The sequence below is a fragment of the Streptomyces sp. NPDC104814 genome (assembly GCF_055583185.1).
The window spans coordinates 94,615-111,202 of the sequence record NZ_JBVJOL010000015.1; the positions used below are offsets into that span (position 1 = coordinate 94,615).

Consider the following 16,588-nt stretch of genomic DNA (forward strand, 5'->3'; position numbering starts at 1 on the left):
ATGTCCGGCGTAGGGGTGCCGGCGTTGATGGTGCTCATCGGCGGTAGGCGGTGGCGGCTACGGCGGGCAGGAGGCCGAGGGAGAGGATGCCGCAGGAAAGGGCGAGGGCGGGGTAGCTGGTGGCGGCGACCATGATGCCGGAGGCCATGCCGCCGGTGGCGCCGGCGATGGCGATGGAGACGTCGACCATGCCCTGGGTCTTGGCGCGGGTGGCCAGTGGCACGGTGTCGGTGATGATCGCGGTGCCTGCGACGAGGCCGAGGTTCCAGCCCAGGCCGAGCAGGGCGAGGGCGAGCGCGAGGAGGGCGACGGAGTCGCCGGGCGCGGCGGCGGCCAGGACACCTGCGGCGAGCAGGGTGATGCCGGAGACGCCGGCGATCTTCATGCGTCCGTAGCGGTCGGCGAGCCAGCCGGTCAGGGGTGAGGGCAGGTACATGGCGCCGATGTGGACGGCGATGACGAGGCCGGAGGCGGCGGTGCCGTGTCCGTGGTCGTGCATGTGAACCGGGGTCATCGTCATGATCGCGACCATGACGAGCTGGGTGAGGATCATGACCAGGGCGCCGAGGACCACGCCTCCGCGACCCTCGTTCGCTTCGGCGGCTTCGGCGGCGGCCGGGTTGGCGTCAGCTTCGTCGGCGTCGGCGAGGGAGCGGGCCAGGAGCAGCGGATCGGGCCTCAGCCACAGGGCGAGGACGAGCGAGGCCAACGCATAGGCAGCGCCGGAGAGGAGGAACGGCCCGGCAAGGTTCGGGATGCCGAGGTGCTCGGCGAAGGTGCCGGTGGGAGCGGCGAGGTTGGGTCCTGCGACGCCGCCGAGGGTGGTGGCGACCAGGACGGTGGAGACCGCGCGGGCGTGGTGGCCGGGGGTGGCGAGGTCGGCTCCGGCGTAGCGGGCCTGGAGGTTGGTGGCGGTGCCGGCGCCGTAGACGAACAGGGCGAGGAACAGCAGGACCGGGTTGTCCAGGACGGCTGCGGTGATGACGCCGGCCGAGCCGATGGCGCCGGTGAGGTAGCCGGTGGCGAGGCCGGGACGGCGGCCTCTCGCCTGGGAGATGCGGCCGACGGCGACGGCGGCGAGCGCGGATCCGGCCGTGAACAGGGCGCTGGGCAGGCCGGCGAGGCTGGTGGAGCGGAGCATGTCCTGGGCGAGGAGGGCCCCGACAGTGACGCCTGCGGCGAGACCTGCGCCGCTGAGGATCTGCGCGGCGACCAGGACCCGAAGGGTGCGGCGCTGGGACAGTGCGGCATCGGGTATGTGGGTCGTCGCGTGGGAGGGTGCGTGCGAGGTCATGTCCTCTTCCGGGGCGGGGGCTGCGGCCATGGCGGGGTTGACGGTCCGGACCGGGTTCGGTGGACGGTAGGCCGGTGTGTGGGGCGGGGCGTCAGCTGGGATGGGGGGCGGCGCCCGCCGCCCGCACGGCGTGATTCCCGGTGCTCTCGGACCTCGACCGACACGCCGGCCTCCCACGCGACCTGCCCCCGGGGGTTCGCCCCCGGGGCCCCGACCCAGGACGGTCCGGCCGGACCGCTACGCCCGCCCCCGCACCGCGCAGTCGCCGCGCGCTCACCCGCGCCGGTGCGGCTCCCCGGCCGGGGTGTTCGCCTTCGTGCGGGTGTGCAGTTCCGCCGTCAGCCGGTCCGCGACCGCCGGCACGTGGTCCCACAGGAACCAGTGGCCGCCCGGGTAGATCCACAGGCCGCCCGGATCGGTGCTGTGCCGCAGCCAGCCCGCCGTCTCCCGCGGTGTGGTGAGGGGGTCGTCGCGGCCTCCGAGGGCGACGAGGGGCAGCGGCAGCGGCGGCCGGTCCGGGTGGAGGTGCTCCCCGCCGAGCAGGACGTCGTCCCGCAGCCGTTCCCGTACCAGGTCGACGAACTCGGGGTCCTCGGCGGCCGCCGCCAGGTCACCGCCGCACGAGCGCAGGTACGCCGCCGTGCTCTGCGGTACGTCCGGGTCGACGGCGGGGCGGAAGCCGTACTGGGGCGCCGCCCGGCCCGAGACGACGAGGACCGCGGGCGGCGGGCAGTCAAGGGCCAGCAGCGCGGCGGCGGTCTCGTAGGCGACGAGCGCGCCCATGCTGTGCCCGAACAGGCCGTAACCCGCGGCCGGACGGCGGTCCTCGTCCTCGGCCACCCGCCGCGCCAGGTCGGCGGCCAGCCGGCGGATGCCGCCCGTGCCGAGGTACTCGGCCGGCCGCCAGCCCAGTGGAACGGCCTCGACGGTGTCCGGCCACCGCTCCGTCAGCCGCCGGTAGGCCCCGGCGCCGCCGCCTGCGTAGGGCAGCAGGTAGTAGCGCCGGGCGACGCCCGGCCGGCCGTCAGCCACGGCCCGGCCCGCTCTCGGGTACGGCGGCCTGCTCACCCGCCGGCACCGCAGCGCCGTTCGCACCCGCGCCGGCGCCGGCCGGGCGGAGGCGGCCCAGGGCGGCCTTCAGGTGCGGCCCGCCCAGGATGACCGCGTTGGCCGACAGGACCACCAGGACGCCCAAGACGGCGAGCAGGCTCCAGTGGTAGTCCTCGAAGACCGTCGACAGCGACAGGGACACCAGCGGGAAGACGACGGTCGCGAAGGCCGCCCGGTCGGGACCGATCCGGGCCAGCAGCGTCAGATAGGTGACGAAGGCGATGGCCGAGCCGAACACCGACAGGTACACCAGACCGGCCACGTACTTGAACGAGGGCTCGACGGTGAAGGAGTTGCCCGCCACCAGGCAGCCCAAACTGGTGAACAGGCCGCCGTACAGCATGCTCCAGGCGGTGGACTGCACGACCGGCAGCCCGGCGCGGGCCTGGTTCCAGGAGGAGGCGATGTTGCCGAAGGAGAACAGCAGCGTCGCGCCGAGCCCGAGCAGCAGCCCGGTCACCAGCCCCGAGCCGGCCTCGGTGCCGGCGATGTCGTCCGCGAAGACCATGGCGAGACCGCACAGCCCGGCGAGCGCGCCGAGGACGACCGTGCGGGAGATGGGCCGCTTGAGGAAGATGCGCCCGTTGACGATGTTGAAGCCCACCGACAGGCAGAAGATGATCGACACCAGCCCGGACACGAGGTGCTGCGAGCAGTAGTAGAAGAGCACGTAGTTGGTCGAGTACATCAGCAGGCCGACGAGGGCGAAGCGCAGATGGCTGCGGGCCGTGAACCGCATCGGCAGCCGGCGGACCGAGGTCCACACGAACATGCACAGGGCCGCCAGCAGGAACCGGTACGCGACCGACACCGCCGGATCCACGCTGCCGAGCTGCAGTTTGATGCCGATCCACGTCGTGCCCCAGAACAGCACGATCACGGCGTACAGCACGATGTTCACGAAAGCTCTTCCCTTGTCGTCGTACTCGTCTGCGGGGGCGGTCGCCCGGCGCGGGCCGGTGTGCTCGCGCCGGGCGGCCGTCCGGCTACCAGCCGGGGGTGGCCACGACGGCAGGTGGCGCGAAGGCCGTGCCGTCGGTGGGGTCGGTCATCGTGACCAGGATGCGCCGCTGCCCTCGATAGGGCCTGCGCCCGTGGGCCACGGCGATGTTGTCGACGACCATGACGTCACCGGCCCGGTAGGGCTCGGCGACGGTCGCGGCGTCGTAGGCGGCGCGTATCTCCTCGATGACCTCGCGGGGTATCGGGGAGCCGTCGCCGTACAGGGTGTTGTACGGCAGCGTGTCCTCGCCCAGTTCCTCGGCGAACTCCTGCAGTTCGGGTTCGAGGTTCCAGCGGTTGAAGAACACGCCGTGGTTGAACCAGCTGTCCTCGCCGGTCTGCGGATGCCGGATCGCCGCCCAGCGCCGGTAGCGCACCCGCACGGTGTCGCCGTCGCGGCGCACCGCCATGTGGTGGTCGGCGCAGTACTTCTCCAGCTCCTCGAAGGTGTCGACGCCGTACACGGACTGCCAGCTGAAACCGATGCCGGTGCCGAAGGTGCGCTGGTAGATCCACCCCTCGGAGGTGAACCGCTCGCGCAGCGCCGGGTCGAGCGCGCGGTGGACGCGGCGCGTGTCGCACACCGGTGTCTCGCCGCCCTCCTGCGCGGGCGTGCCGCACCAGAAGTACAGGTGGCGGGGCCAGTGCAGGACGTGGGAACTCTCGTTGTGCACGAAGATCGAGCGGTCGGGCGGGTACTCGGTGGAGGTGAACACCTTGCCCGCCACATGGGAGCGGGGGGTGGCGCGCTCGGTGTACTCGGCCCAGGAACCGCCGCTCAGGGCGCGGACGACGTCCTCGAAGGCGCGCTCGTCCGGCACGGGGAAGCCGCGCAGGACCACCGCGCCGTGGCGGTGCAGCGCGGTCCGTAACGGCTCGGCGTGGGCGGCGGCCCAGCCGGTGGCGTCCCGGACGCCGTCCGCGGTCACGATCAGCGGGAACGTGCCGTGCGTGGTGCAGTCGTCGAGGGTGATCGAGCCGTCGGTCATGCGGGCTGCTCCTCCTCGGCGGTGGCGTCCAGTTGTGCGGTGTACTCGGCGAACCGCGGGGCGGTGAACAGCAGTTTGAGCGGCACGTGCCGGTCCAGGGCCGTGCGCAGCCGCACGGTCGCCTGGTAGGCGAGCAGCGAGTTGCCGCCCAGGTCGTCGAAGAAGTGCTGGTCCGCGCCGGGCGGGGGACAGCCCAGGACGTCCGTCCAGACCTGTGCCACCTGGGCCGCGGTGTCCGTGGCGCGGGTGTCGTTCGCTGAAGTCAACGCATCTCCTCTTGGACGTGTGCGCGGGAAGCGTGGGCGGTTGCGGCCGGCGCGGAAGGGACCGGCGCGGAAGGGCTCGGCGCGGAAGGCACCGGTACGGATGTGTCCTGTGCGGGTTCGCCGGGCGCCGGCGGCGTGCCGGCCGGGCGGGACGCGGCCGCCAGCCGTGCCCGGTCGACCTTGCCGCCCGCGGTGCGGGGCAGGGCTGTGACGACGCGCAGCCGACGCGGCGTCACCGGACCCATGAGCCGTTCGGTGAGCGTGCCGCGCAGCGCCCGTACGTCGAGATCGGCGCGGCGGCTCTCCACCACCAGGTCGAGCGCGGTGCCGTCCGGGCCGGGCACGGCCAGGGCGACGGCGGCGGTCACGCCGGGGAACGAGGCGGCGATCGTCTCGATCTCCCCGAGCTCGACCCGGACACCGCCGACCTTCACCTGGTCGTCGGCCCGCCCGAGGAACAGCAGGTCGCCGTCCGGCAGCCGGCGCACCAGGTCGCCGGTGCGGAAGGTGCGGCCGTGCCGGTCGTGGCCGAAGCGGTCGCCGGCCGGGTCGGCCGGGTCCAGGTAGCCGAAGCCGACTCCGGTGCCGCCGATGAGCAGCTCCCCGGAGTCCGGGCCGAGGCCGGGCACCGGCAGCAGGGTGAGCCGGGTGCCGTCGATGGCCCGGCCGATGGGCACGGGGCCGTCCGGCAGGGGCGGGGTGCAGGGGTGGTGGGTGGAGTCGACGCAGGTCTCCGCCGGTCCGTACTGGTTGACCAGGTGGGTGTGCGGGGCCTGGCTCAGTACGCGCTGGGCGAGGGCACCGCGCAGTTGCTCGCCGCCCGAGTAGAGCAGGCGCAGCGAGGTCCACCCGGCGAGCAGTCCGGACATCTCGACCAGGGAGAGCACCGACGGGACGAAGTGGGCCACGGTGGCCCGGTGCCGTACGGCCGACTCCACCGCCTCCTCGGGGTCGGTGTACGGGCCGTCCTCGGTGAGCAGCAGGGCGGCTCCGTGCAGCAGGGCGGCCGCTGCCTCCCACACCGCGAAGTCGAAGGAGACCGCGGTGTGCTGCAGCAGCACGTCGTCGGCGGTGAGCGGGTAGCACCGCTGGCTCCAGTCGAGCCGGGCGGTGAAGCCCTCGGCGGTGAGCACGGTCCCCTTGGGTGTGCCGGTGCTGCCGGAGGTGAAGACGACGTAGGCCGCCTGGCCGCTGGGCCAGCGCAGCGGCTCGGGCAGCTCGCCGTGGCGGCGCCGGTCGACCCGGCCGATGCGGGCGGCGGAGGCGTCGCCGGAGACGAGCAGGGCCCGGCCGGCGAGTTGGCGCAGGACGTGCTCGCGCCGGGCGGGTGACTCGTGGGCGCGCAGCGGTACGTAGGCCAGGCCCAGCCGCCAGGCCGCGAGCATGGCGGCGAGGTGGCGCGGGGAGCGTTCGGCCTCCACGACCACGCAGTCCTCGGCGCGCAGCCGGGCGGCGAGGGAGCGGGTGGCCGCCTCGGTCAGCGCGGCCAGTTCCGCGTAGGTGGTGCGCCGGCCGTCCGGTCCGATCACGGCCGTGCGATCGGGCGCGGCGGCCGCGACCGCACGGAAGCGTTCGTGGAAGCCCTCGGTGTGCTCGGTCATGTCACACGCTCCGCGCCAGCAGCCGGTGGACCTCGTCCAGGGCGGTGAAGGCGTACTCGATGTCCTCGCGCGTGTTGTACAGGTACGGCGCGATCCGCAGCCCGGCCGTGTGGTCGTGGGCCGTGAAGTACGGCTGGGCGCAGAAGTGGCCCGACCGGCACATCACGCCGTAGGAGTCGCTGAGCGCGCGGGCGATCGCCGACGGGTCGGGTACGCCTCGCAGGGTGACGGTGAGCACGGGGATGCGTCCCCGGTCGCCGAGCCCGCCGAGCGCCGTGAGGTACGGCCGGTCGCGCACTTGTTCCAGCAGTGCGGTGAGCAGCTCGGCGTCCCGTGCGGCGACGGTGTCCGCGCCGGTCCGGTCGAGGTACTCCAAGGCGGCGCCGAAGCCGTAGACACCGCTGATGTTGGGGGTGCCCGCCTCGAAACGGTACGGCGCGCGACGCAGCCGGTAGCCGGCCTGGTCGACCCAGTCGACGGTGCCGCCGCCGAGCCGGTCGGGGGTGATGGCCTCGATCAGGCGGTCGCTGAGGCAGAGCACGCCGATGCCGGTGGGGCCGAGCATCTTGTGCGCGGAGAAGGCGAGCGCGTCGATGCCCGCGGTGACGCGCGGCAGCCGGTGCGGGACGAGCTGGGCGGCGTCCACGACGGTCCAGGCGCCCGCCTCGTGGGCGAGGGCGGCGAGCCGGTCCACGTCGGCCGTGTGGCCGGTGACGTTGGAAGCGGCGGTGAGGACCACGACACGGGGCCGGCTCTCCAGGACGGCCCGGAAGGACTCCTCGTCGACGGTGGTGTCCTCCCCGGCGGCCAGCCAGGTGGTGCGGCACCGCCCGCGCCAGGGCAGTTGCGCCGAGTGGTGGGCGTCGACGGGCAGGGCGACCAGGTCGGTCTCCTTCAGCGGCAGGCCGGCGGCGACGAGGTTGATGCCCTCGGTGGTGCCGGCCGTGAACACCACGTTGCGCGGTGGCACGCCCAGCCGTTCCGCGATCCGGGCCCTGACCTGCTCGTACCGCTCGGACGCCTCCTCGGACAGGATGTGCTTGCCGCGGTGGATGTTCGCGCCGACGGTGCCGTAGTAGCCGGCGATCGCGTCGATGACGGAGCGCGGCTTGAGCGTGGTGGCAGCGTTGTCAAGGTAGACCAGGCGTCCGGCGTCCACGGTGCGCTGCAGCAGGGGGAAGTCGGCACGCGGGTCGGCGAGGGCGGTCACAGCAGCGCTCCTTCGCGGACCCGGCCCGGTCCCGAGCAGGTGGCGAACTTGCCCGACCGCTCGGCCTCGATGTGGGCGACGGTGCTCACTTCGACGCGTTCGACGCGCGGCAACAGCGCGCGCAGCCGCTCCCGTACGGCGCCGCTCTCCTCGGCGGGGTCGGTGCCGGGGGAGCTGATGATCCGGCAGCGGACCGTGCCGGGCTCGCTCTGGTCGACGCGGTAGTGGCGTACGCCGGTCACGTCGGCGAGGGTGTCGTCCACCTGGCGGGGTGTCACGGCACGTCCGCCGGGGCCGTCGAGCAGGTGGGAGGAGGCGCGGCCGTGGTGGATCACGGTGCGCCCCGGGGCTCCGCAGGCACAGGCGCCGCCGGGTTCCAGGAGGTCGCCGGTGCGGTAGCGCACGTGCGGTGAGAGCCGGTCGCCGATGCTGGTGACGACGAGTTCGCCGAGCTCGCCCGGCCCGGCCTCGGTGCCGTCCTCGCGCAGGATCTCATGGTGGAAGTTCTCCTCGTTCAGGTGCCGCGCGCCGAGGGCGCACTCGATCCCGAACCAGCCGAACTCCGACATGGAGAGTACCTCCGCCACCACGGCGTCCTCGGGCAGCGCCTCGGTGACCGCGCGGCGGGCGGCGTGGGTGAGCAGCGAGTAGGTCAGGACGACGGCCCGGACCGGCAGGCGGGTCACGCCGCGTGCGCGGGCCCGGTGGCAGAGGAAGGCCAGGTGCGTGGGGTCGGCGTAGAGCCAGGCGGGCGCGTGGTCGGTGATCTCCTCCAGCATCCGGTCGACCATCGCGTCCGGTGTGGCGAGCACGTCGTGGGAGACGGACAGGACGAGGGTTCCGTCGGGCAGGGTGCGGTCGGCGCGGGTGGACAGCGGCGTGGCGCACTCCACGTCGGAGCAGTTGGGCGCGGCGAGCCGGGCCACTCGGCGGTTCTCCGCGCCCAGGAGCCGCTCGGCGAGCGCCGGGTGGGCGGCGGCGGTGACCGCCATGCGCTCGGCCAGGAGCGGCCGATGGACCACCGTGACCAGACGGTCCCCGGTGGTGCCGGAACTGCTGCTGGTGTAGGTCAGTTCGGGCAGGGATTCCGCGGGGTTGATCACCTTGGCCGGAAAACCGCGACGGAAATCCGGCTTTCCGGTGAAGGGAAGGGCGCGGAATTCCTTCTCCGACGCCAGGCGAAGGCGTCCGTTTTCCGCGAGACCGTGACGATCGATCAACTCCCGGTAGAACGATAAGGACTGGTAGGCGAATTCCGCTTCCGTGCATGCCGCCGGCAGCGAGGTCCGAGCGTGCGGTGACAAAGCTCCCCCATGATGTGGATCGATTTCAGGACGGTGCGGTCCCATGGTCTGGATCGATTTCAGGACGGTGCTTCACATGGGCTGGACGGGTTTCAGGACGGTGAGGTCAGCAGGGAGGCGACCAGGGCGGGGTCCGCGTTCCCTCCGGAGACGACCGCCACGACCGGGCCCGCCGTGGCGGGCGGCACATGGCGGCCGCACAGAAGAGCCGCCGGGGCCACTGCTCCCGACGGCTCGACGAGCTGCTTTCCCTGGCGGGCCAGACAACACAGGGCCTCGGTTATGTCGTCCTCCGAGACGGTGACGATGTCGTCCACGAGCCGCCGTATGTGCGCCCAGGGCAGTGTTCCGAGCGTGGTCGCGCGCAGCCCGTCGGCGCAGGTGCGGTAGGCGTCCGCCGTGGTCCACACGGCGCGCTCGCCGCGGCGCAGGCTCTCGGCGGCGTCGCCGGCGAGTTCCGGCTCGACGCCGATGACCGCGGCCTGCGGGCGCAGCGCCTTGACGGCGGCGGCGACGCCACTGAGCAGCCCGCCGCCGCTGACCGGCACGAGGACGGCCGAGACGTCGGGGACCTGTTCCAGCAGTTCCAGCGCGAGCGTGCCGTGCCCGGCGATGGCGGCGCGCGAGTCGAAGGGGTGCACGAGGTGCGCCCCGGTGCGTTCGGCGAGTTCGTACGGGTACACGTCGCGCCGCTCGGGCGTCACCAGTTCGACGGTGGCGCCGAGCGCGCGCACCCCGTCGATCTTCACGGCGGGGGCGGTGTGCGGCATGACGACGGTGGCCTTGATGCCGTACAGGCCGGCCGCGTAGGCCACGGCCTTGCCGTGGTTGCCGCTGGAGAAGGCGACCACTCCCCGGGCGCGGACGTCCTCGGGGAGGGTGGCGACGGCGTTCAGCGCGCCGCGGATCTTGAAGGAGCCGAGCAGTTGCAGATGCTCCGCCTTGAGCAGCAGTTCGCTTCCCTCGAGCGGGAGCACGGGAGTGCGGCGGATGCGTCCCGCCAGCAGGCGGGCGGCTGCGGAGATCTCGTCGTGGTGGACGAGGGACTCGGCTAAGTCGGAGACGGACAGGGGCGAGCCGGATGGGTGGGGCATCCTCGCTCCAGGGTCGGCCGGTCCGGATCTCGGAGCCGGCGTCGTCGGCGGGTGAATGAACCAAGCCAGGAACCTAGGTGATGAATTGCAAGCGCTTCAAGGCCACCTCTGCGAATTTTGCCACCCTTTACCTTGACGATGTTTCCTACCGAACCGGTAGGATTCCTCTTTGCGATCTCGCCGAATTGGCGCAACAATGGCGCGAATTCGACGCCAAAGCGGCCGGGCGGCAGGGACGGCGACTCAGCCCACCGACTCCAACCACCACCGGCGCACCGCTCGGATGACCAAACCGCGGTCCGGCTCGGGCAGTTCGGGCGGGTCGGCGTCGTAGGTGCGGACGTCTTGGACGCGGCGATCAGCCGGATCGGGCGGTTCCCCCTGGAGTACCGCCAGTAGCAGGCCGTTCAACCCTCGCCCGGCCCGAAGTCGGTGAGCACCGGAACCGGCTGCCGCATCCCGGCGTGATCCGTCATGCTGGCGCCGGTACCGATCACGGGAGGTGGCGGGGTGGAGCGGGGCGCTCTCATCGCCGACAGGTACGAACTGACGCGGCTGCTCGGCCGGGGCGGCATGGGTGAGGTGTGGGCCGCCCGTGACCGGCGCCTGCACCGCGATGTCGCCGTCAAGCTCCTGCGCCACGACGGCAGCGCATCGCCCGAGCTGGTCCGGCGCTTCGCTCGCGAGGCCGTCGCCGCGGCCCAGATCAACCATCCGAACGTCGTGGCCCTCCACGACAGCGGGGTCCATGAGGACGTGCACTTCCTGGTCATGGAGCACATCGAGGGCACCAGCCTCGCCGAGCATCTGCACGGGCAGGGCCCCCTGCCGCTCGCGCGCGCCCTGGAGCTCGCCGAGGAGATCTGTGCCGCCCTGGTGGCCGCGCACGCCGTCAACGTCGTGCACTACGACATCAAGCCGTCCAATGTCATGCTCACCGCCGGCGGCTCCGTCAAGGTCGTGGACTTCGGCATCGCGGGCTTCATCCACGCCCACACGTTCACGGTCGCGCCGACCAGCGTGCTCTCGCCGGTGGGCACCGCCCAGTACGGGGCGCCGGAGCAGTTCCTGGACCAGCGCGGTGACGAACGCTCCGACCTCTACGCCCTCGGCAGCGTCCTGTTCGCCCTGCTCGCCGGGGAGCCGCCGTTCGGCGACGGCACCCCGCTGGCGGTGGTCCGCCGCAAACTCGACAAAGATCCCAGGCCGGTGACCGCACTGCGTCCCGACGTCCCGGCGGCGGTGGCCCGGTTACTGACGGACCTCCTCCAACGCGATCCGGAGGACCGTCCCCGCTCGGCGGCGGCGGTGCGCGAGCACCTCGCCCGGCTACGCGCGGACACCCACCTGACCGCGCCGCTCCCGCCGGCGACGCCTACGCGCCCCCTTCCCGGCGGCGGAGACGACAAGGAGGACGCCGAGCCGCCCAAATCCTTTGCGCCTGACCGGCCTTGGCGCGGCCGCAGAGGCGTCGTGCCTCTGACGGCTCTCTCGACGGCCCTCCTCGTGACGGCCGCCGTCACCTACTACGTCACAGCCGGGCACCGCGACGACCGCGCCGACGACGCCGGATCGGCCCCGAGCCCAAGCCCGACGGCGACGGCCCAGTTCCGGCGGATGCCGGACGTGTGCGGCTACCTGGACCGCAACCAGCTGCGCGGCTTCACCCAAGTGGCGGGCTGGGAGCTTCCCCGGACCGACAACGACAGCAAGAACGCGAACTGCGGATGGAAGGCGAACGGCAACTTCCCCTTCAGACTGACCATCGAGGCACGGCTGCTCGACAGCGAAGCGGACGCGCACAAGGAGATGGCGTCGATCACGCCCGGCCCCAACTCCTTCGACCGCACCATCAACACCAGCAAGGTGCCGGAGTCCGACCTGCCGGCGGAAGAGGCCCTTCAGTCCGTGCAGGACGAGTCGAGCGACAAGTCCGGCAAGAAGGACGGGACTTCCGTTCACTTCCGGCAGGACAACCTCTTCATCACGGTGTCGTACAGGGAGTCCGAGATCCCGGCGGACGAGACGGGCCGACAGGAGTTCTGCACGAGCAGAGCGGTCCAGATCGCCCGCATGCTCGACGGGTTCCTGACGGACGAGCCGGAGAACCGTGAGAAACCCGTCTGGAGCTGACCGGCGCCCGACTACGGGGCGGCTGCCCCGCCTCGCCCCCGTCCGCGATCCTGTCCGGCATGTCAAAAGCTCTAGGCGTCTTCCGGCGTCTCGAACGACCCGTACTCCGGCGGTCCGACCAGGTCGTACGACTGGAGGAGACCCCGGCGGAGGTGAGGCGGCCGGCGGTGTGGCGGAGGCGGGTGGGGACGGCGCCGTCCGCGAGCAGGCGGCGGCCCGCACCGAGGATGGCCGGGACCAGGGTCTGCAGCAGTGCGCCGGCCTTGAGATACACAGATCCGCAGATGTCGCGCTCCATCGCCCTGGCATTGACCCGGGCGACAGCGGCGTACAGCGGAGGGGCGACCACCGCGGTCACACCGACCACCCCACCCTCACCGGCTGACGGAGACGGCATCCGCCGTCCGTGCCCACGGCCTGCCTCCGGGGCGCCCCGCCACTTCGGCCCCACTCTTGTGATGCGGGTCACTTCGCATCCGCGTCCTCTCCCTGGGAGCTTCCCATGTCCAAAGCGATCACTTTCTCCGAGTACGGCGGGCCCGACGTGCTGCGGCTGTCGGAGGTCACCCCGCCGACGCCGGGCCCGGGCCAGGTCCGGATCAAGGTGCGGGCCGCCTCCGTGAACCCGATCGACATGAAGATCCGTTCCGGCCTGATGTCCCGCATGGCCTCGGCCGACTTCCCCGTGATCCCCGGCCTGGACGCGGCCGGTGTCGTCGATGCCGTCGGCGAGGGAGCCGACGCGACGGTGGGGGACGAGGTCCTCGGCGCCACCGTCGGCGGCAGCTACGCCGAGTACGCCCTGCTGGAAGAGCCGGTGGCCAAGCCCCGCGCCCTGCCGTGGGAGGTCGCCGCCTCGCTGGTCACGGTCGGCCGGACCGCGGCCCGGGTCCTTGCCCAGTTGGGCGTACGGGCGGGCCAGACGCTGCTGGTCCACGGCGCCGCCGGCAGCGTGGGCGTCATTGCGGTACAGCTCGCCGCCGCCCGCGGCGTCACGGTCATCGGCACAGCCGCCGAGCGCGACCTGGAACGCGTCACCACTCTCGGCGCCCACGCAGTCCGCTACGGCGACGGTTGGCTGGAGCGGGTCAGGGGCGCCGCGCCGGGAGGCGTGGACTTCGTGTTCGACGCCTCCGGCGCCGGAGTGCTCGCCGACTCCGTCACCCTGACCGGCGACGCGGGCAAAGTCATCACCATCGCCGATACGACCGCCCAGCAGCACGGCGTGCGCTTCAGCGCCGGTACCGCCGAGCAGATGGGGCAGTCCCTGGCAGAGCTGGTGCAGCTGGCCGCCGCCGGGGAGCTCACCCTGCCCGTCTGGCGCACCTACCCGTTGGCGCAAGCGGCACAGGCACAAGCCGACCTGGAAGCCCACCGCAACCGGGGCAAGGCCGTCCTCGTGCCCTGACCTCCCCCCGGTCCCATGCCGCCGCCTCGCGTCGCTGGAACCGATGAGGCCCCCCAGCCGCCCGCAGCCGGCATCCCGCGGCCGGCTCCCCCTGATCCCAACATCCAGGCACTCGCTGCACCGGCGCGGCCAACACACAGGCCAACGACAGAGACCGGGCTATTGGGCGGACGAGGGGAGGACGCCGGAGGAACTGCCCGGCCACCTGATCGTGTTCGATGTCGCCGGCCAGCGCGATGGCAGATGAACCCTGCCGAAAACGTTGAACGCCCGACGTTTACGGGGAGGGAGGGCCCGGGGCGCTGGCACGGGAAGTCAGGTCTGGCACTGGGAGGTGGCGGCGCTGGACCAGTTGCTCCAGGCACCTCCCGCCGGCCTGACATGGACGCGGACGGTGATCTTCGCGTTGACGACGAAGCAGACGCGGGTGGAGCTGGCGATTTCGATGGGGCCGACGGTCGAGCGGCGCTGGACGAGGGTGCGTCCGCTGCCCATCTTCATCCAGTCGTCGCCGTCACCGGCGACGTGAAGGAAAGCTTCGTACTCCACGTAGGAGGCGCGGGCGCGGGTGTTGGTGATGACGGTGTGTGCCTTGATGTCGCGGAAGAAGACCTTTCCTTCCTTGAACCTCTCGGCGCTGATGCAGCCGTTGGCGGCGATGCCCTGGGTGGAGACGGAGCCGCCGCAGGAGACGGCGGCGGCCTGGGCGTCGGCGGTGGGGATGAGAACGGCGAGTGCGGTGGCGGCGATGAGGGCCGCGGTCTGTCGCAGGCGCATGGAGTGTCCTTGTCTGTGGGGAATCCGAGGCTATCCAGGCGCGGTACGGAAGCGCGTCGTCCACGCGCACTTTTCACCCCAATCCACTCTCCCGCTGTGGCGGTTGGGACGCACGCCCCCTAGCGCTCCCACACACCGCCACCGCAACCTGACGGGACAGCACAAGGCCGGCATCCAGTCCGCGCGAGCGCGGGTGCTGGACGCCGGCCACCGAAAACGGGACTGGTCATTGGAATTTCACCCGGCCACCGCGAGGCCTGGCAGCCCGGACCGCCCCGCCACCGCTGAGCACCGGGTGGGAGAGATCCTTGCCGCTGACTACTTTCACCGTGATGACCAGTTGTCCGTCCTCCGGAACGGCCCACTTGACGGGCTCGTCATCGAAGTCGATGTACCGCTCCCAGTCCACCGATCCCGGCTTGGCGGGCCCGATACCGAACCGCTCCGCCAGGGCTGGTTCTTCCCCGATGCCAGTGGCCATCCGGTGGGGGAATATACGGCAGCTGTTGTGCACGATCAGCTTGCTGCCGCCCACGAAGTAGGTGCGTTCGCCCTCGACCTCGAAATTGCACACCTGCGTCCGCGCGGCGGCCCGGCGCACCGAGGCCCCCTCGGCATCGCCGTCGTCCAGCGTCCGCGCCCGGTCGCCCGGGCGCAGGGCCTGCGCCTCGGTTCACGTGAGGCTATGCCCTTTTGGATTTCGTGGACTCCGGAGCTGGGGGAGTGAGGCGCTGTCGGCGACGTGAGGTCCTCTGGCGAGGTGGCCGAGTGAGAGTGATCTGACGGACCAGTTGCTGGAAGCAGGCCAGGGATGCGATGGCCGGCAAGGCGGCCGCGGCGACACTCGTGAAGGTTCTGTCGGCCTCGGCCACGCAGAGGATCATTGCGAGGGAGGAAAACAGCAGAACGACGAACCAGGAGTGCATCGCACGTCGTTGGTGCAGGGCAGCCCGCAGGATGGAGAGCGAGGCCACCATCCAGGGGCCGTAGATCAGAAGGGGCCACGCCTGAGCCATCGCGCCCCGTGTATCCGGCGCGATATGCAGGAGAGGTGCGTAGGCCACCATGCCGCCAAAAACACTCACCATCGAAACGATGATGCAGGCGACGGCAGCGATGACGTAGCTGAGGGTCTGCAACCTCGTGAAGCGGGGTTGGCGGGATCGCACCTTCCGGTGCCCGGCGGAGAAGCGCCGGATGGGCGGCAACTCAGCCGTGAGCTTGACCAGCTTGTCCATCGGGTCGTCGGTGCTGTCAACGCCGGGGGACGGCTCGCTGCGAGGAGGTGGAACGGCAGCCACCTGCTCCGCCGTCGCGACATCCTGCAGGAGGTAGGTGAGTTCCTCGACGGGGTCCCAACCCTCTACCGGAGAGGTCATCGAGTGCAGAGTCTCAGGGGCGCCCATGTGCCAACCGGTCGACTGCCCGTCCTGGTAAGCACCGAGGTATTCGTCGTGCCGGGCGAACCAGTGCTCCGGATAATCGTGATTCACGAAAGTCCGCCTCCGTCAGATGCGGGATGCGAGGACATCGGAATGCCCCTGGCCGGCCCACCGCCGACTGAGCTCCTCCTGGGCTGTGTCCAGCAACATGAGAAACTCCCTGAGCAGGGTCTCAGTGACGCGCAGTTCGACCCTCGCGCCGTCTTTGTGCAGGGTGCCTCTGGCGTCAGGCGATGAATACGCCGTGGCCGGCGTGAAGATGTATCGCCCTACCGGCACGCCCCGGGCCGCAGGGCGCTTCTCCGCCGTCGGCCCGGAGGGGGCCGAGGAAAATACACTTGCTTTCGTCATAGTCCGCTAACGCATTCCTTGCTCCTCCAGATGCGCGGCAATCGAGTGAGAGGATTTGGTGAAACTTTTGGAGGCGGCGCTTGTCGTAAGAGTCAGCCGCGCTGGCTTTAATCTGTAATGCATCGAGCAGATTGTCCTTTGAGCTCTCTCCGGCCAGGAGGACCGCTGCCTGCGCACAGGGCCCATGGCCTGCGCATAGGGGCCCCTGGGCCTGCGCCAGAAGGGTCCGCACCTCCTGTGCAGTAGCTCTGAGCCTCTGTCGCTCGACACATGTTCGGGGGCCAACCCGCCCTCCGCTCCCGGACAATCGCCGCTACCTCTTCCCGGAGTGCGGCCCTCCCTCGGGAGGACGGTGAGGGCGTCCAGCTCCCAACTGGTCGACAGCTGCAGAGGCCTGCCGCCGGCCAGGAACTCGTACGCCATGCGGACGCAGAGGTCGCCCTCGCCGATGCCGAGGGCGAGGCGATGTCCGCCGGTGGGAGCGGACGACTGCCTGGTAAGGGCCGTCGAAGCCGCTCGCATCGGTGACTGAGGCACAGCAAGGGGAAGCAGCTGAGCCTGCCTCACCATGGGCGCAGCGGTGTCGTCTCCGGAGAGCTGCGGTCGG

General features: G+C 71.5%; 14 protein-coding genes and 2 pseudogenes. 2 read left to right on the forward strand and 14 right to left on the reverse strand.

Annotated elements, in window-relative coordinates:
* Positions 1–34: 34 nt before the first annotated feature.
* The 9 genes from ACZ64A_RS34415 to ACZ64A_RS34455 all read right to left on the reverse strand — a co-directional run bounded on the left by ACZ64A_RS34415 (position 35) and on the right by ACZ64A_RS34455 (position 9,870).
* Positions 35–1,294 (reverse strand): MFS transporter, encoded by a 1,260-nt coding sequence (locus ACZ64A_RS34415; protein WP_469815868.1) that lies wholly within the window; start codon positions 1,292–1,294, stop codon positions 35–37.
* A gap of 273 nt (positions 1,295–1,567) precedes the next feature.
* On the reverse strand, positions 1,568–2,326 hold the full coding sequence (locus ACZ64A_RS34420; protein WP_469815869.1) for a thioesterase II family protein: 759 nt from the start codon (positions 2,324–2,326) through the stop codon (positions 1,568–1,570).
* Positions 2,319–3,305, reverse strand: a complete 987-nt coding sequence (locus ACZ64A_RS34425; RefSeq protein ID WP_469815870.1) for a DMT family transporter — start codon at positions 3,303–3,305, stop codon at positions 2,319–2,321. Before ACZ64A_RS34425 ends, ACZ64A_RS34420 begins: the two co-directional genes overlap by 8 nt.
* A gap of 85 nt (positions 3,306–3,390) precedes the next feature.
* Positions 3,391–4,395 carry a TauD/TfdA family dioxygenase gene (locus ACZ64A_RS34430; RefSeq protein ID WP_469815871.1) on the reverse strand — a complete coding sequence of 335 codons (1,005 nt, stop codon included), beginning with the start codon at positions 4,393–4,395 and terminating at the stop codon, positions 3,391–3,393.
* Positions 4,392–4,661, reverse strand: a complete 270-nt coding sequence (locus tag ACZ64A_RS34435) for a phosphopantetheine-binding protein (protein ID WP_361621997.1) — start codon at positions 4,659–4,661, stop codon at positions 4,392–4,394. The genes ACZ64A_RS34430 and ACZ64A_RS34435 overlap by 4 nt, the downstream gene beginning before the upstream one ends.
* Positions 4,658–6,262, reverse strand: coding sequence for an AMP-binding protein (locus ACZ64A_RS34440; RefSeq protein WP_469815872.1), 1,605 nt, complete (start codon positions 6,260–6,262; stop codon positions 4,658–4,660). The genes ACZ64A_RS34435 and ACZ64A_RS34440 overlap by 4 nt, the downstream gene beginning before the upstream one ends.
* 1 nt (position 6,263) lies before the next feature.
* Complete coding sequence (locus tag ACZ64A_RS34445; protein WP_469815873.1) at positions 6,264–7,472, reverse strand: aminotransferase class V-fold PLP-dependent enzyme; 1,209 nt, start codon at positions 7,470–7,472, stop codon at positions 6,264–6,266.
* Entirely contained in the window at positions 7,469–8,575 is a 1,107-nt protein-coding gene (locus ACZ64A_RS34450; protein WP_469815874.1) for a phenylacetate--CoA ligase family protein, read from the reverse strand. The genes ACZ64A_RS34445 and ACZ64A_RS34450 overlap by 4 nt, the downstream gene beginning before the upstream one ends.
* 293 nt (positions 8,576–8,868) lie before the next feature.
* The gene (locus ACZ64A_RS34455) at positions 8,869–9,870 is read right to left on the reverse strand and encodes a threonine ammonia-lyase (RefSeq protein ID WP_469815875.1); all 1,002 of its coding nucleotides are present in this window, start codon (positions 9,868–9,870) and stop codon (positions 8,869–8,871) included.
* 510 nt (positions 9,871–10,380) lie between these two features.
* On the opposite strand from ACZ64A_RS34455, the gene ACZ64A_RS34460 reads away from it, so the two are divergent.
* A complete protein-coding gene (locus tag ACZ64A_RS34460; RefSeq protein ID WP_469815876.1) occupies positions 10,381–12,003 on the forward strand; it encodes a serine/threonine-protein kinase in 1,623 nt (540 codons plus the stop codon).
* Between the two features lie 238 nt (positions 12,004–12,241).
* On the opposite strand, the pseudogene ACZ64A_RS34465 reads toward ACZ64A_RS34460, so the two are convergent.
* Positions 12,242–12,340 (reverse strand): annotated as a pseudogene (locus ACZ64A_RS34465) (fic family toxin-antitoxin system, toxin component); the annotation flags it as partial.
* Positions 12,341–12,505: 165 nt separating this feature from the next.
* Here ACZ64A_RS34465 and ACZ64A_RS34470 point away from each other — a divergent pair.
* Positions 12,506–13,411 carry an NADP-dependent oxidoreductase gene (locus ACZ64A_RS34470; RefSeq protein ID WP_469815877.1) on the forward strand — a complete coding sequence of 302 codons (906 nt, stop codon included), beginning with the start codon at positions 12,506–12,508 and terminating at the stop codon, positions 13,409–13,411.
* A gap of 315 nt (positions 13,412–13,726) precedes the next feature.
* On the opposite strand, the gene ACZ64A_RS34475 is transcribed toward ACZ64A_RS34470, so the two are convergent.
* The 4 genes and pseudogenes from ACZ64A_RS34475 to ACZ64A_RS34490 form a co-directional block, all read right to left on the reverse strand.
* The gene (locus tag ACZ64A_RS34475) at positions 13,727–14,188 is read right to left on the reverse strand and encodes a hypothetical protein (RefSeq protein WP_469815878.1); all 462 of its coding nucleotides are present in this window, start codon (positions 14,186–14,188) and stop codon (positions 13,727–13,729) included.
* A gap of 226 nt (positions 14,189–14,414) precedes the next feature.
* A complete protein-coding gene (locus ACZ64A_RS34480) occupies positions 14,415–14,789 on the reverse strand; it encodes a hypothetical protein (RefSeq protein WP_469815879.1) in 375 nt (124 codons plus the stop codon).
* An 82-nt stretch (positions 14,790–14,871) separates the two neighbouring features.
* Positions 14,872–15,681: a DUF2637 domain-containing protein gene (locus ACZ64A_RS34485; RefSeq protein WP_469815880.1), complete on the reverse strand. Its 810-nt coding sequence runs from the start codon at positions 15,679–15,681 to the stop codon at positions 14,872–14,874.
* 622 nt (positions 15,682–16,303) lie between these two features.
* Positions 16,304–16,551: pseudogene (locus tag ACZ64A_RS34490) on the reverse strand (hypothetical protein); the annotation flags it as partial.
* Positions 16,552–16,588: the final 37 nt, after the last annotated feature.

Coding starts and splice junctions, on each gene's coding strand:
- ACZ64A_RS34430 (WP_469815871.1), bottom strand. CDS start 4,395: ATGACCGACGGCTCGATCACCCTCGACGACTGCACCACGCACGGCACG.
- ACZ64A_RS34455 (WP_469815875.1), bottom strand. CDS start 9,870: ATGCCCCACCCATCCGGCTCGCCCCTGTCCGTCTCCGACTTAGCCGAG.
- ACZ64A_RS34440 (WP_469815872.1), bottom strand. CDS start 6,262: ATGACCGAGCACACCGAGGGCTTCCACGAACGCTTCCGTGCGGTCGCG.
- ACZ64A_RS34415 (WP_469815868.1), bottom strand. CDS start 1,294: ATGACCTCGCACGCACCCTCCCACGCGACGACCCACATACCCGATGCC.
- ACZ64A_RS34470 (WP_469815877.1), top strand. CDS start 12,506: ATGTCCAAAGCGATCACTTTCTCCGAGTACGGCGGGCCCGACGTGCTG.
- ACZ64A_RS34475 (WP_469815878.1), bottom strand. CDS start 14,188: ATGCGCCTGCGACAGACCGCGGCCCTCATCGCCGCCACCGCACTCGCC.